Consider the following 14,139-nt stretch of genomic DNA (forward strand, 5'->3'; position numbering starts at 1 on the left):
CGACGACGCGCGCGTCAGCGAGCAGCTGGCCCAGCGGGCGGCCGATCGGGTCGCCGACCGGCGCGACGCCGTCGACCGCCGCCAGGCCACCGAGCGCTCCGCGCAACACCTCGCCCGGGACGTGCAGGCCCAGCGCCTCGAGATCGCCGACCGCGAGAGCGCGAACCTCGCGGCCCAGCAGGTGCAGGCGCGGCAGATCGCCAGCGATCAGGCGGATGCCGTGGCCGCCGCCATGGCGCAGGCCTTGGCGCGCATCGGCGCCGCCGACCCGACCGTGGGATCTGCAGCGGCCGCGGCAGCGGGCGCGGGGACCGTCGGAGCAGGAGCGGAGCACGGTGCGGCGGGGGTGCCGTCGGGTGCGCTGCGCTGGCCCGACGGGCAGGCGGTCTCAGGCATCTCCGGTGTGCTGGCCGGGCAACTTGCGGCCGCGCATCAGATCGTGCCGGAGGCCATCGACGGGCTCGCCGCCGTGCAGCAGCAATTCGTCGAGGCGGTGCGAGGGCTCGCGCTGCCGGGCGGCCCGCTCGCCGGGCAAGACCTCGCGTCCCTGCTGCACCCGTTGGCCAACTCACCCATGTCAACCTCGCTGGCCACCTTGCTCAGCGGTGACGCGCTCGCGGGTGGTGCGTCGGCGGCAGCCTCCGATCGTCAATTCACCGGCTCAGCCGGCTCGGCTGCCGCGTCGTCTCCCGGAGCAGCCGGGTCCCCGCGTACTGCCGCGCCAGTGCCTGCGGCCGGCGGCGGGCCCATCCACCGGCCAGGAACACCCGTTCCCAGCCCGGGCAGCACCCCCGACATCCCCATCCCGGGCACTCCGGGCACTTCGGGCGTCGGTCCGGTCGACCCCGAGGAGCTGGCCGCCGCCGCGATCGAGGAGGCGCTCGCCACGTTGGCGCAGCTGCCGGCCGCGCTCACCGGGCTCCGCGACGCAGCGGGCGACCAGGCGCAGGGTAGTCAGCGGCGCCTCGACGTGCTCTCGGTCGTCGACGCCGTGCTGGCCGGAGCGCCCGCCGCGAGCACCGGCGGCATCCTCTCGGCGTCGCTCGGTGCCACGTCGGCCGCGGACAACTCGTGGCGCCTCTCCCAGTCCGGGCAGCGGCTCGTCTCGAGCCTGCAGGCGGTCAACGCGTTGACCGCCTCGATGGGCGCCGTCGCCGGCCTGGCGGTCGCGGTGGGCCCGACCCCGCCGACCGTCAGCATCAGCGGTGTCGGCCCGCTCGTCGCGACGCCCGCCAACACTGCGACCCCGAGCCTCGGCGCGGCGGCCTTCGCCGCTGTCTCCGGCAGTGGCGCCACCCCGAACGGCACGTCTCGAGGTAACACCAACGGCGCGGCAGCGAGCGGCGCGGCCACGGGGCCGATCCCGGGAGTGATCCCCACGCCGGTCGTGGGCGCCCTCGGCGGCGCCGCCACCTCCACAGCCCCGGAGGGGGCGCTGGGGGCGTGGCGCCCCGGCGCCGGTGTGCAGGTGCAGTTGTTCAGCGCACCGCCGGAGCTCACCCTCGACGGTCTGATCGGCGCCGCTGCGGGCGCCGGCCTCGACGAGGGCATCGCACCCGATTCGGGGAGCCGGACCGCGCCGCCCGGCGCGAGCCCCGTGCCCGGTTGGGCGGGCCCGAGCCTGCCCTACGAGGCGCAGGTCATGGTGCGCTCGATCGCGGCCCCGGCGGCGATCGCGACGGCGACGCTGCCCGTCGGCGCGGTGCTCAACGCAGGCCGCGGCTTCTCGTTCGCGCTGGTCACCGGCGCGGGCACCGAGCAGGCGCAGGCCACCTCCATCGGGGTCGGCCAGGGGTCCCGACTCACCGACGTCGCGGCGGCCATCAACGCCTCCGGTGCGGCGGCGCACGCCTCGGTGGGAGCGGTCACCAGCCCGACCGGCCCGGCGCAGCGGCTCGTGCTGACCGCCGCGGATAGCGGCGCCGCGTCCCGGCTGGCACTCGTCGACGGCTTCGGCTCGACGCGGCCCTCGGCGCTCGGCGCGACGGTGGTGCTCGACCCGGGCGCCGACAGCGTGCTCGATGTCGCCTGGGCCGACGGTGCCGCCGTGCGGGTCACCGGCCCCACGACCTCCCTGCCCGGTGCCCTGCCCGGAGTCGACCTGGCCTTGCGCGCCGGCGCCACCGTCGACGCACCCCAGCAGTTGGCCGTCGGTGTCGACGCGGACGCGGCCTGGCAGCGGGTGCAGACCCTGGCCGGGGGAGCCGCGGCGGTGCTCGACGGGCTGGCCGGCGGCTCGGCGATCGACGCGGCGGCCGGAAAAGCGCTCGCCGCCGATCCGGCGATCACCGACCTCACGAGCCGAATCCGCGACGCCCTCGGCCTGAGCGCCCCCGCAGCGGGTTCCTCGGGTTGGTCGGCCGGCGCCGCGGCGAGCAGCCTGGCCGGAGCGCTCGGCGGGCTGGCCGGAGCCCTGGGCGTCGGCGGCCCGACGACCCTGACATCCGGCGACGGCACGGCGCTGGCCACCGGGGCCGGCGGCGCGCTGACCCCGGTGCCGGGGGTGGCGCTGGACCACGACCAGCGCATCAGCTTGGACCGCGAGGCGTTCACCCGCGCCTACACCGCCGACCCCACCTCGGTGGAGTCGCGGGTGCAGTCCGCGGCGCGCGAACTCCTCTCGGTGGCGCGCGAGACGACGGATCCGCGCCAAGGCATGCTGCCGGTGCGGATCATGGGCGAGCAGGCGTACGTCAACGAGTACACGGTCGGCTCCGCCGGCATCGACGAGCGGATGCAGTACCGCCAGGGCGCCCTCTCCGAGCGGGCGGAGGCGATGCAGAGCCTGCTCGCCCGCCTCGGCCAAGAGCAGCAGTGGCTCGGTGAACAGCTGGCCTGACCTGCGAGAATCCCCCTCAACCTCTACGCGAGGCTGAGGAAGAGTTTCTCCATCGTCTCGACGTCGAGGGCGTCCTCGCAGTCGTCGGCGGCCAGGCACTGCTTCATGCCGATGGAGATGAGGGCGAAGCCTGCGCGATCGAGGGCCTTGTTGACCGCGGCCAACTGGGTCACGACGTCCTTGCAGTCGCGCCCGTCCTCGATCATCTTGACGATTCCGCCCAGCTGGCCCTGTGCCCGCTTCAGCCGCCGCGTCACCACGGTCATCTGCTCCGGATCGAGCTGCATGTCGAGGTTCCTCCGTTGATCGCGCGAAGAGTCGAACGCACCCAACTATACCGGAGGGGGTATCTGGTCGCGGTCTGATCGGCCGTCTCGAGGTCACGAGGGCGGTCCAGGGGTCGCGTTCAGCAATTGATCGAGGACGAGCGCGATCCTCGTCTCGGCGATCTCGACCTCGCAGTTGCCGTTGTCGTCGTCGCTGCGCATCAGACGCGTCGGGTGGCTGCCGATTCGCCCGGGCTCACAATGGCCACGCCCTGCACCAACTCGACGTGTTCGTCGGCGATCTCCCTCGCGGCGTCCCAGTCATCCAGTCGCCAGGTCGCGAGCAGCGGCGTCGCCTGAGTCACGTGCTCCACCTCCTTGCGCTCCAGTATGAGCGGCGCAGGCACCGACCCGCCAGGCCGTCACACGGCCGGCAGCGTGCATCCGTTCGGGCCGTGGTTGCAGTAGCCGCCGGGATTCTTGCGCAGGTACTGCTGGTGGTAGTCCTCGGCGAGGTAGAACGGGCCGGCCTCGGCGAACGGGGCCAGCTCGGTGCTGATCTGCGGCAGGCCGCGGGCGTTCAGCACCCCCTGGAAGGCGTCGCGGGTGGCCTCGGCGGCCCGCTGCTGCTCCGGGGTCGTCCAGTAGATCGCCGACCGGTACTGGGTGCCGACGTCGTTGCCCTGCCGGTTGGTGGTCGTCGGGTCGTGGTTCTCCCAGAACGCCTTGAGCAGCTGCTCCGGGCTGGTCTGCGTAGGGTCGTAGACGACGCGCACGGCCTCGGTGTGCCCGGTGCGGCCCGTGCACGTCTCCTCGTACGTCGGATTCGGCGTGTACCCGCCGGCATAGCCGACGGCCGTGGAGATGACGCCGGGCAGCTGCCAGAAGATCCGCTCGGCGCCCCAGAAGCACCCCATGCCCACGTAGAGGATCTGCGCCCCGTCGGGCCACGGGCCGTCCAGCGGGGCGTCGAGCACCAGGTGGGAGGTCGCGAGACCGCTCATCGGCGTCGCGCGCCCGGGCAGGGCGTTTTCAGGAGTGACCATCGTGGGCGTGGCAGCGAAACCGAACATGCCCCACTCAACGCGGTGTGCCCCGGCGAACTTCCCGCCGGGGCACACCGATTGCGTGAGGGTTGTGTAGGGGCTCAGCCCGAGTAGGGCTTAGCGGAGATGATCTTGACCGTGATCGTCTTGCCGTTCGGGGCCACGTAGGAGGCCTCGTCGCCGGCCTTCTTGCCGTTGATCGCCTCGCCCAGCGGGGACTTCTCCGAGTAGACCTCCAGGTCGTCGCCCTGGATTTCGCGGCTCCCCAGCAGGAAGTGCATCTCGTCGCCGAACATGTCGACGGTCACGACCATGCCGGGCTCGACGATGCCGTCGTCGGGCGGGGTCTCGCCGACCGTGGAGTTCTCCAGCAACTGCGTCAGCTGGCGGATGCGGGCCTCCATCTTGCCCTGCTCCTCCTTGGCCGCGTGGTAGCCGCCGTTCTCCTTGAGGTCGCCCTCCTCGCGGGCTGCCTCGATCCGCGAGGAGATATCGGTGCGCCCATCGGTCGTCAGATGGTCCAACTCCGCCTTGAGGCGGTTGTACGCCTCCACGGTCAGAAAGCTCGACGTGGTCGGGGCTTCGGACACGGGACTACTCCTTGTTCGTTTTCATCGTCCTGACGGGTACGGCACCGACAGCTTTGCTGCCTGCGTGCACGAAGGTCGGGAGCGGTCCATGACCGCGCCCGACCGATGCCTACGGGACTGGGTAAGTAATCGACTATAAGGGTCTGCGCGCACGGAAGCGATTCGATCCGCCGTTCCGCCGGATATCGCCCCGGGGCACTCCCCGGATTGAGTCGATATCCGGTCGCGGTCGCCTCGCCGGCGAATCGGCTCCCGCGCAACCCCCGTGGTCACTACACGGTTACTGCACGGGGTCACTGCACGCGTACTGCACGGGGTCACTGCACGCGGTCACTGCTCGTGGCAGCTGCGGACCGTACCGATGACGGCCAGGCTGGTCGTGCGAATCGTCGCCTCGTGCACGGTGGTGCGTTCGGTCGATGGGCCGAGAACTACCGTCATTCGACCCACCACTCCGTGGTTGGTTTCCTGAGCCAACAGCAGGCATTCGGCGGTCATTTCCGGCGGTTTGGTGACCATGTAGCGCATCTGCACCTCGGTGTCGTTCGGCACCGTGAACGAGATGTCTTTCCACTGCGGCTTGGGCACCGTGGCCGCCAACGCGAACCACACGATGATGATCGTGGCGACTACTCCCATGACGATGCCCGCCAGCACGAACCGGCGCCGCCCCGGCGTCAAACCCGCCCACGCCTCCCGCATCCGCGAGCCGCTGCCCGCGCGCGCCTCCTCGAGTTCGTCGGCGAAGTCGTCGGCGACGGGGTTGGCGCGGGGATCGGCGGAGGGGTCGTACGGTGCAGCCACCCGGCCAGCCTACGCCCGGGCCGACGCGTGCCGCGCCGGTGCGACAATGGAGCGCCGGCGGTGCCCGAGGTTCGCCTACCGGCCCGTCGATCAGACCCCGCGAAGGAGACCGAGTGAGCCGGCCCCTGCGATTGCTCGCAGTGCACGCCCATCCCGACGACGAGTCGAGCAAGGGCGCCGCCTCGATGGCGTTCTATGTCGCCCGCGGCGAGCGCGTGCGGGTGGTCTCGTGCACCGGAGGCGAGCGCGGCGACGTGCTCAACCCCCGCCTCGTCGACGACCCCGACGTGCTGCGCGACCTGCCGGCCTTCCGCCGTCGGGAGATGGCCCGAGCCCAAGAGATCCTCGGCATCGAGCACACCTGGCTGGGTTTCGTCGACTCCGGTCTGCCCGAGGGCGATCCGCTACCGCCGCTGCCCGACGGCTGCTTCGCCCTCGAGCCGCTGGACGTCACGACCGAGGCGCTCGTGCGGGTGATCCGTGAGTTCCGGCCGCACGTCGTGACGACCTACGACGAGAACGGCGGCTATCCGCATCCGGACCACATCATGTGTCACGTCGTCTCGCTGGCGGCGTTCCGCGCCGCCGGCGACCCCGAGGCGTTTCCGCACGCCGGGGAGCCCTGGCAGCCCCTCAAGCTCTACTACAACCAGACCCTTTCGGCGGCCCGGGTGCGAGCCTTTCACGAAGAGCTCACCGACCGCGGCCTGGAGTCGCCGTTCGCCTCGTGGATGGAGCGGTGGAAGGATCGGGTCGACCGCACGACGACGACGCGGGTGCCGGCGGGGGAGTACTTCGAGACCCGTAACCGAGCGCTGCTGGCGCACGCCACGCAGATCGACCCCGACGGGGCCTGGTTCGGCATCCCGCTGGAGGTCGAGCGCGACGTGTGGCCGACCGAGGACTTCGAGGCGGCGTGCTCGTACGTGCCGATCGTCGAGGGAGAAAACGACCTGTTCGGTGGGCTCGGCGACGGGCAGCAGGCCGACGCCCTGGCCGCCCGCGCACTTGCCGGCGAGCTCGACATCGTCTATGACGAGATCAAGGAGGCGTGACATGGGTGGTGGCATCGATCAGAGCATCGGCCCCGGGCTGGGTGGCTTTATCGCGTTCTTCCTGCTCGCCTGCGCCTTGTGGCTACTGATGCGCAATATGGGCAAGCACCTGCGCAATGTGGCCTATCTCGCCGAGCGCGAGGAGGCCGCGCAGCAGCCCGACAAGCAGGGGCGCGCCGACGCACCGGCCAGTCGGGAGGATGCGGCGGGGGAGCAGGTGCAGACCCGCCCCCGCAGCCTGTCGTCGGGGTACCCGCGGGACCAGGAAGGCACCGACCGCTAGGCGCGGTGCTGGTAGGTGCGGTGCTGGGCGCGGACTAAGGGCGCAGCGCCAGGATCGCGGCGGCGACGAAGTGCGCGGCGAAGGCCGCGATCGTCAGCGAGTGAAAGATCTCGTGAAAGCCGAACCAGCGCGGCCACGGATCGGGGCGGCGCAGAGCGTAGACGACACCGCCGAGGGTGTAGAGCACCCCGCCGAGGATGATGAGCGCGAGCACCAGCGCCCCGCCGGCGGCGTAGAACGGCTCGATATAGAAGACCGCGACCCAACCCAGCGCGATGTAGATGGGCGTCGAGAGCCACCGCGGCGCGCTGACCCAGAAGACCTTGAAGAGCACCCCGCCGAGGGCGGCGATCCACATGATCGCCAGCAGCGTGCGGGCCTGCCCGGGTGGCAGCAGCGTCAGGGCGAACGCGCTATAGGTGCCGGCGATGATCAAGAAGATGTTCGCGTGATCGAGTCGCTTCAGCAGCTTGTGGGCGCCTGGCCGCCACCGGCCGCGGTGATACAGCGCCGACGTGCCGAACAGCAGGCAGGCGGTCGCCACGAAGATGGCCATGCCGATCCGCCCCCGCTGCGTGGGCGTTGCCGCCACCAGCGCGAGTCCGCTCAGGAGCACGAGCGGGAAGGTGCCCGCGTGCAACCAGCCGCGCAGGTGCGGCTTGACCGCATCGACGATGTGCCCCGCGTTGTCGAGCGCGTCGCCGAATCGTCCGTCGCGCAGGTCCTCGACCGTCGCTTCGGCATGCGATCGCATCCCCTCCGCAGGTGCTGCGGTGGGGTTCGGCTCGGAGCGCCGGGTGGGGCGCGAGATCAACGACATATCCCTACCGTAACTTACGCAAGCGTAGGTTACGTAACCGGAGGTTACGCGTCGGCGAACACTGGGCGACCGCAGTTGGCTGGCACACACCGCGGTTCGGAGCCGATCACGCGCTCGCACCGGCGGTAATCTCACAGAGCACGTCGAAGGGCATCTGGCGTGCAGCTGTGTCCCCCAGGAGGACCTGTGGACCTGTCCCATCTGCTGTACAGCGCCTACGAGCGGCGTCTCGTTGCAGACCTGGACGCCGCCCGACTGCCACGGCACGTGGGGGTCATGCTCGACGGCAATCGCCGCTGGGCCAGGGCCAAAGGGGCCGGTACCGCCGACGGGCATCGCGCCGGGGCCGACAACATCGAGCCGTTCCTCTCCTGGAGCGAGGAGCTCGGCATCGAGATCGTCACGCTGTGGCTGCTCTCGACCGACAACCTCAACCGCTCGATGGATGAGCTGGCGCCGCTGTTGACGATCATCGAGGACGTCGTCGACCAGTTGGCCACCCGCGGTCGCTGGCGGCTCAACATCGTCGGTGCGGTCGACCTCCTGCCCGACCAGACCGCTCGCCGACTCACGGCGGCGGCCGCCACCACGAAGGGCCTGGCCGACGGCCTCGTCGTCAACATCGCGGTCGGCTACGGGGGGCGCCAGGAGATCGCGGACGCCGTGCGCGGGATGCTGCTGGAGGCCGCCGCCGAGGGCAAGACCCTGGAGGAGGTGGCGGCCGGCGTGCGCACCGAGCACATCGCCGCGCACCTGTACACCCGCGGCCAGCCCGACCCTGACCTCGTCATCCGCACCTCCGGTGAGCAGCGCGTCGGCGGATTCCTGCTGTGGCAGTCGACGCACAGCGAGTTCTACTTCTGCGAGGCCTACTGGCCGGACTTTCGCCGCGTCGACTTTCTACGGGCGCTGCGCGCGTACGTAGAGCGGGAGCGTCGGTACGGGGCATGACCCGGGCGCCTGATCGAGTCCGGTTCGCACCGACTCTGTCCGCAGTGCGGGCGGGGGGCGCGTCCGAATGGACGTGGACCCCCCTGGTGCTGGACACTTGCGCGAGGTAACGATTGCACAACGACGAACGGCTGGGCCGAGAACCGGGGGGTTTGGGGTGACGCAGACCAGTGGCGACGCCACTCGTAGGTCCACCAGCAGGCCCACCAGCAGGCCCACCAGCACCAACGCAGCAGCGGGCTCCGACGAGCAGGTCAACCATCTGGGCACCTGGCTGAGCCAGGGCCGCTCGTGGCTGGCGCTCTTCTGGGCGGACCTGCGCCTGGCCTGGGCCTTCACCTACGTGCGCCACGGCGTGTGGGGCATGCTGCTCGTCGCCGTCGCGGCCATGACGCCGGCCTTTCTGCCGCCCGACCTGTGGGTGCTCGACCGCTTCGGTCTGCAATGGCTGGAGGACGGCGCGAGCCTCATCCTGAGCACCGGACTGATCCTCGGCGGGGTCGCGTTGCTGCTGCACGCCTGGCTGCGGCTGCGACCCACGCCCGACCGGCCCACCGCGCCCACCTCCGCGTGGGTGTTGTGGAGCCTGCCGATCCTGCTGGCGCCGCCACTGTTCAGCCGCGACGCCTACAGTTACGCCGCGCAGGGCCTCATCGTCGATCGCGGCATGGACCCGTACACGACCGCGCCGATCTCGGTGCCGGGGGCCTTCGCCGACAACGTCGACTCGATGTGGCTGTTCACGGCCGCCCCCTACGGTCCGTTGGCGCTGCAGATGCAGCACGCCGTCGTCGACGCCACTTTCGGCAACGCCTACGTCGCCGCCGTCGCCATGCGCCTGCCGGCGCTGCTCGCCGTGGCCGTGCTGGCGATCGTCCTGCCCAAGCTCGCCGCACGGTTGGGCCGCTCCGAGGCGGCCGCCCGCTGGCTCGGGGTGCTCAACCCGCTCGTGCTGCTGCACCTGGTCGGTGGCGCACACAACGACGCCGTGATGATCGCCCTCGTCGCCGTTGGCCTGCTGCTGGCCCTCGACCGGCACATCGTCTGGGCTTCACTGACCATCGCCGCCGCCGCCGGATTCAAACAGACCGCGATCTTCGCGCTCATCGCCGTGGCCGCGCTGGCAACCCGGCAGGTCTGGGGCGCCGGACACACCTTCATCCAGTATCTGCGGGAGTCCGCCAAGGTCGGCCTCGTCTCCTTCCTCGGGTTCGCCGGGCTCACCATGCTCAGCGGGCTGGGCTGGGGGTGGCTGCACAACCTGTCGGTGCCCATGCAGTTGCGCTCGATGCTGGCCCCGCCGACGTTCCTGGGCACCATCGGCGAGTTCGTTCTCGCGCAGCTGGGGGCCGAGGGGGCCGCGGCCAACGCCGTGCCGTTCCTGCAGTCGATCGGTGCCGTCGTCGCGGTGCTCGGCATCGGCTACCTCTACCTCGTTGTGGCCCCCAAGCACCCGATCGGGGCGAGCACCGGCGCCTTCGCGCTGTTCGTGGTCTGCGGGCCGGTCGTTCAGCCCTGGTACGTGCTGCCCGTTCTGGCGCTGCTCGGCGCCACCAGCGCCTCGCGTCGCTGGGTGCAGGCCGCCGTGTGGCTGACCATCGGCCTGGTCGGCTACAGCGCCTTCGACGTGGCTCTGGCCAACGGCGCCCCCGTCGTCGGCGTGGTCATCGTCGGCTACGCCCTGTACCGGCTGATGCGCTCGCGCACCGACCTCGTCGATGCTCCGTTGGGTCCCGAGCCCGCCGCCGCAGGCGGATCGCCGGCCGTCGCCGGGGCCCGCGCCCAGGCGGAGTGAGCACCCGGCATCGCGGGGTCGTCGGGTAGGTGAACGGTCTGCGACGCGCGGTGCCCACAGTCGCCGCCGCGGCGCGCAGCACGTACCGTCGATGACGTCAGCAGCCGAACGGCCCGCGCTCGTCCCCCGTATGCCGCTCGGTCAGCCGAGTCGGGACGCAGGAGCAGCGATGCACGAAGAGCACCGTTCCGCGCAGGGTTACGCCGGCGGCGAGCCGTACTCGGGCGACGGGCCCGGCCCGCTCGAGTCACCGGCTCCGGTCGGCTCCGACCCGCAGCACACCGCCTGCAAGACCTACGTGCTCGACACCTCGGTGTTGCTCTCCGATCCGCGCGCGCTGCTGCGGTTCAAGGAGCACGACATCGTGCTGCCGGTCGTGGTCATCACCGAGCTGGAGGGCAAGCGCCACCACCCCGAGCTGGGCTACTTCGCCCGCGAGGCGCTGCGCCTGCTCGACGACCTGCGGATCAAGGCCGGCCGCCTCGACCGACCCGTGCCGCTGGGGCCGGGGCGGGGCCGCCTGCACGTCGAGCTCAACCACGGCGACGCCGCCGGGCTGCCGCCGGGCTTCCGGCTCGGCGACAACGACTCCCGCATCCTGGCCGTGGCCGCCAATCTCGGCGCCGAGGGCTACGACGTCACGGTGGTCTCCAAAGACCTGCCGATGCGCATCAAGGCCTCCGCCATCGGCCTGGACGCCCAGGAGTACCGCGCCGAGCTGGCCGTCGACACCGGCTGGACCGGCATCGCCGAGCTGCACCTGGCCGAGGGCGACATGAACACTCTCTACGAGAGCGGCCGCGTGGCCAACGACGAGGCGGCGACGCTGCCCGTCAACACCGGGCTAATCCTCTCCTCGGCCCGCGGCGGCGGACTCGGCCGGGTGGGGGCCGACGGGACGATCCGGCAGGTGCGCGGCGACCGCGACGCCTTCGGGCTGCACGGCCGCAGCGCCGAACAGCGCATCGCCCTGGACCTGCTCATGGACCCCGACGTCGGCATCGTCAGCCTCGGCGGGCGGGCCGGCACCGGCAAGTCCGCGCTCGCGCTGTGCGCCGGGCTCGAGGCCGTCATGGAGCGTCGCCAGCACCGCAAGGTGCTCGTCTTCCGCCCGCTGTACGCCGTCGGCGGCCAGGAGCTCGGCTACCTGCCCGGCACGGAGGCCGAAAAGATGGGGCCGTGGGCCCAAGCGGTCTTCGACACTCTCTCGGCCGTCGTCTCCACGGAGGTCGTCGAGGAGGTGCTCGACCGGGGTCTGCTGGAGGTGTTACCGCTGACGCACATCCGCGGGCGCTCGCTGCACGACGCCTTCGTCATCGTCGACGAGGCGCAGTCGCTGGAGCGCAATGTGCTGCTCACCGTGCTCTCGCGGATCGGGCAGAACTCGCGGGTGGTGCTGACGCACGACGTGGCGCAGCGCGACAACCTGCGGGTGGGCCGGCACGACGGCATCGCCGCCGTCATCGAGGCGCTCAAGGGGCGGCCGCTGTTCGCGCACGTCACGCTGACCCGCAGTGAGCGCAGTCCGATCGCCGCTCTGGTGACCGAGTTGCTGGAGGGCCTGGAGATCTGATCGGCCAGCCGTTGCCCACACACAGTCCTGTGGGTTTGCCGGCCCCGCGACGAGGCCCCGCCGTGTTCTGACGGCGGGGCCTTCGCGTGGACCCCCAGCGGGTTGCGCAAATCGAATGTGCTAAGCGCCCGCGCTGGCGAGCTCGCCGCGAGTTCCGCTGGTCACGAACCGTTTCGGCCTCCTATGGGCGTGAACCCATGCCCGATTGCCTGGAGATCTGCCCGTTCTTGATTTGGTCGGTCGTTCGACCTTCTGGCAAGGTAACGATCAAGTCACGAAGTGGTATCGAAATCGCCAAGGAGCTAAAGCCGGATGTCGAGCAGCACACCCACCCGCACCGCCCGCCGGATCTTCTCCGGGTCCGCCCTCACGGCCGCTACCGCCGCCACCGCCCTGAGCATCGGGATGCTCGGCGTCGGCTCCGGTTCGGCCGCCGCGGTGCCCAGCGACGGTCCCGCCTGGGGTGCCGAGGCGCTCTCGATCACCGTCCCGCAGGGCATCACCGTCCCGCTGGCCCCCGGCTCCGCCCCCGCGAACCCGACCCGCGCCGTCGCGCTCGTCAACTCGGTCGCCGACTACCAGGCCGCCTCCGCCCAGGTCATCGCCAAGGCCCAGGCCAAGGCGAAGGCCGAGCAGAAGAAGAAGCAGGAGGAGAAGGCCGCCAAGGCCGCCGCCTCCGCCCGCGGCTCCCAGCAGGCCTCCCGCAGCGCCGCGCGTCCCTCCGGCTCCCCGCGCGCCATCGGCCAGCAGATGGCCTCGGCCCGCGGCTGGGGCGGCGCGCAGTTCACCTGCCTCGAGAAGCTGTGGACCAAGGAGAGCAACTGGACGCCCACGGCGGCCAACCCGACCTCCTCCGCCTACGGCATCCCGCAGTCCCTGCCCGGCTCGAAGATGGCCTCGCACGGCTCCGACTGGCGCACGAACCCCGCGACGCAGATCGCCTGGGGCCTGGACTACATCGCCGACCGCTACGGCTCCCCGTGCTCGGCCTGGGCGCACTCCCAGCGCAACAACTGGTACTGATCCACCCAGGGCAACCTGGCTGGGGCTCATCCCGGGGGGGATCAGCGGTTACAGCTTGCGGAGGCGGACCCGGGTCACCTGGTGATCGGGCCCCTTCGTCAGCACGAGGGTGGCTCGGCCGCGGGTGGTCAGCACATTCGCCATGAGGTTGGGCTCGTTGATCGTGCGCCAGATGACCTCGGCGGTGTCGCGCGCCTCCTCATCGGTCATCGCGGCGTACCGGCGGAAGTACGACTCCGGCTTGGCGAACGCCGTCTGGCGTAGCTGCAGGAAGCGCTCGACGTACCAGCGGCGGATGTGGTTGACGTTGGCGTCGACGTAGACGGAGAAGTCGAAGAAGTCGCTGACCGCCAGGCCTGTGCGGCCGTCCTCGCGCATCCGTGGGGCCTGTAGCACGTTCAGGCCCTCGACGATCAGCACGTCGGGGCGGTGCACGACGACCTCCTGATCGCGCACGATGTCGTAGGACAGGTGCGAGTACACCGGCGCGCGTACCTCCTCGCTGCCGGCCTTGACCTCGGCGACGAAGCGCAGCAGTGCCCGCTGGTCGTAGGACTCCGGAAAGCCCTTGCGGTGCAGCAGTCCGCGCCGCTCCAGCTCGGCGTTGGGAAACAGGAAGCCGTCGGTGGTCACCAACTCGACCCGCGGGGTGCTGGGCCAGCGTGCCAGCAGCTCACGCAGGAGTCGCGCCGTCGTTGACTTGCCGACCGCCACCGAACCCGCCACCCCGATGACGAACGGGGTGCGCTCGGGCCGGTCGCCGAGGAAGTTGCTGGTGATGCGGTGCAGATGCCCGGTGCCCTCGACGTAGTAGCTGAGCAGCCGCGACAACGGCAGATAGACCTCTTCGATCTCCGACATGTTCAGCGACTCGCCCAGACCGGTGAGGCGGGCCACATCCTCGTCGGTCAGCACCAGTGGGTGCGCCCGGCGCAGCCGCGCCCAGTCCTCACGGTCGAGCTCGAGGTACGGCGAGGGCATGTAGCCGGCGGCCGCGAACGCGCCACCGTTGCTGCGGGCTCGTCGAGAGCGCAGCAATGCGTCGGGGGAATGGCGGCCGCCCACGCGCCCCATTGTGCCCAAGCCCACCCGAT

The 14,139-nt window shown here is 71.2% G+C and carries 14 protein-coding genes; 7 read left to right on the forward strand and 7 right to left on the reverse strand.

Annotation, left to right across the window (positions count from 1 at the left end):
* On the forward strand, positions 1 to 2,839 hold a 2,839-nt coding region (locus KILIM_RS00385), incomplete at its 5' end, for a hypothetical protein (RefSeq protein WP_006590612.1).
* A gap of 23 nt (positions 2,840 to 2,862) precedes the next feature.
* Here the strand turns inward: KILIM_RS00385 and KILIM_RS00390 are convergent.
* The 5 genes from KILIM_RS00390 to KILIM_RS00405 form a co-directional block, all read right to left on the reverse strand.
* Positions 2,863 to 3,126, reverse strand: coding sequence for a metal-sensitive transcriptional regulator (locus KILIM_RS00390; protein WP_006590613.1), 264 nt, complete (start codon positions 3,124 to 3,126; stop codon positions 2,863 to 2,865).
* Between the two features lie 200 nt (positions 3,127 to 3,326).
* Positions 3,327 to 3,470 (reverse strand): hypothetical protein, encoded by a 144-nt coding sequence (locus KILIM_RS23795; protein WP_157551369.1) that lies wholly within the window; start codon positions 3,468 to 3,470, stop codon positions 3,327 to 3,329.
* A gap of 57 nt (positions 3,471 to 3,527) precedes the next feature.
* Positions 3,528 to 4,178, reverse strand: a complete 651-nt coding sequence (gene msrA, locus KILIM_RS00395; RefSeq protein WP_218880129.1) for a peptide-methionine (S)-S-oxide reductase MsrA — start codon at positions 4,176 to 4,178, stop codon at positions 3,528 to 3,530.
* Between the two features lie 74 nt (positions 4,179 to 4,252).
* On the reverse strand, positions 4,253 to 4,741 hold the full coding sequence (gene greA, locus KILIM_RS00400; protein WP_006590616.1) for a transcription elongation factor GreA: 489 nt from the start codon (positions 4,739 to 4,741) through the stop codon (positions 4,253 to 4,255).
* Between the two features lie 330 nt (positions 4,742 to 5,071).
* A complete protein-coding gene (locus KILIM_RS00405) occupies positions 5,072 to 5,545 on the reverse strand; it encodes a DUF4307 domain-containing protein (protein WP_006590617.1) in 474 nt (157 codons plus the stop codon).
* A gap of 113 nt (positions 5,546 to 5,658) precedes the next feature.
* On the opposite strand from KILIM_RS00405, the gene mca reads away from it, so the two are divergent.
* Both mca and KILIM_RS00415 read left to right on the forward strand, forming a co-directional pair.
* Positions 5,659 to 6,600: a mycothiol conjugate amidase Mca gene (gene mca, locus KILIM_RS00410; protein ID WP_006590618.1), complete on the forward strand. Its 942-nt coding sequence runs from the start codon at positions 5,659 to 5,661 to the stop codon at positions 6,598 to 6,600.
* A 1-nt stretch (position 6,601) separates the two neighbouring features.
* On the forward strand, positions 6,602 to 6,883 hold the full coding sequence (locus tag KILIM_RS00415; protein WP_006590619.1) for a hypothetical protein: 282 nt from the start codon (positions 6,602 to 6,604) through the stop codon (positions 6,881 to 6,883).
* 34 nt (positions 6,884 to 6,917) lie between these two features.
* Here KILIM_RS00415 and trhA read toward each other — a convergent pair whose 3' ends face one another.
* The gene (gene trhA / locus KILIM_RS00420) at positions 6,918 to 7,697 is read right to left on the reverse strand and encodes a PAQR family membrane homeostasis protein TrhA (RefSeq protein ID WP_006590620.1); all 780 of its coding nucleotides are present in this window, start codon (positions 7,695 to 7,697) and stop codon (positions 6,918 to 6,920) included.
* Positions 7,698 to 7,889: 192 nt separating this feature from the next.
* On the opposite strand from trhA, the gene KILIM_RS00425 reads away from it, so the two are divergent.
* The 4 genes from KILIM_RS00425 (at position 7,890) to KILIM_RS24530 (ending at position 13,045) form a co-directional block, all read left to right on the forward strand.
* Positions 7,890 to 8,654, forward strand: coding sequence for an isoprenyl transferase (locus tag KILIM_RS00425; RefSeq protein ID WP_006590621.1), 765 nt, complete (start codon positions 7,890 to 7,892; stop codon positions 8,652 to 8,654).
* A gap of 157 nt (positions 8,655 to 8,811) precedes the next feature.
* Positions 8,812 to 10,449, forward strand: a complete 1,638-nt coding sequence (gene mptB, locus KILIM_RS00430; RefSeq protein WP_006590622.1) for a polyprenol phosphomannose-dependent alpha 1,6 mannosyltransferase MptB — start codon at positions 8,812 to 8,814, stop codon at positions 10,447 to 10,449.
* Between the two features lie 169 nt (positions 10,450 to 10,618).
* Entirely contained in the window at positions 10,619 to 12,022 is a 1,404-nt protein-coding gene (gene phoH2 / locus KILIM_RS00435) for an RNA 5'-3' helicase PhoH2 (RefSeq protein ID WP_006590623.1), read from the forward strand.
* A 312-nt stretch (positions 12,023 to 12,334) separates the two neighbouring features.
* The gene (locus tag KILIM_RS24530) at positions 12,335 to 13,045 is read left to right on the forward strand and encodes an aggregation-promoting factor C-terminal-like domain-containing protein (protein WP_006590624.1); all 711 of its coding nucleotides are present in this window, start codon (positions 12,335 to 12,337) and stop codon (positions 13,043 to 13,045) included.
* A 48-nt stretch (positions 13,046 to 13,093) separates the two neighbouring features.
* On the opposite strand, the gene coaA is transcribed toward KILIM_RS24530, so the two are convergent.
* The gene (coaA, locus tag KILIM_RS00445) at positions 13,094 to 14,026 is read right to left on the reverse strand and encodes a type I pantothenate kinase (RefSeq protein WP_040561763.1); all 933 of its coding nucleotides are present in this window, start codon (positions 14,024 to 14,026) and stop codon (positions 13,094 to 13,096) included.
* Between the last annotated feature and the right edge of the window lie 113 nt (positions 14,027 to 14,139).

Source organism: Kineosphaera limosa NBRC 100340 (assembly GCF_000298215.1).
GTDB lineage: Bacteria > Actinomycetota > Actinomycetes > Actinomycetales > Dermatophilaceae > Kineosphaera > Kineosphaera limosa.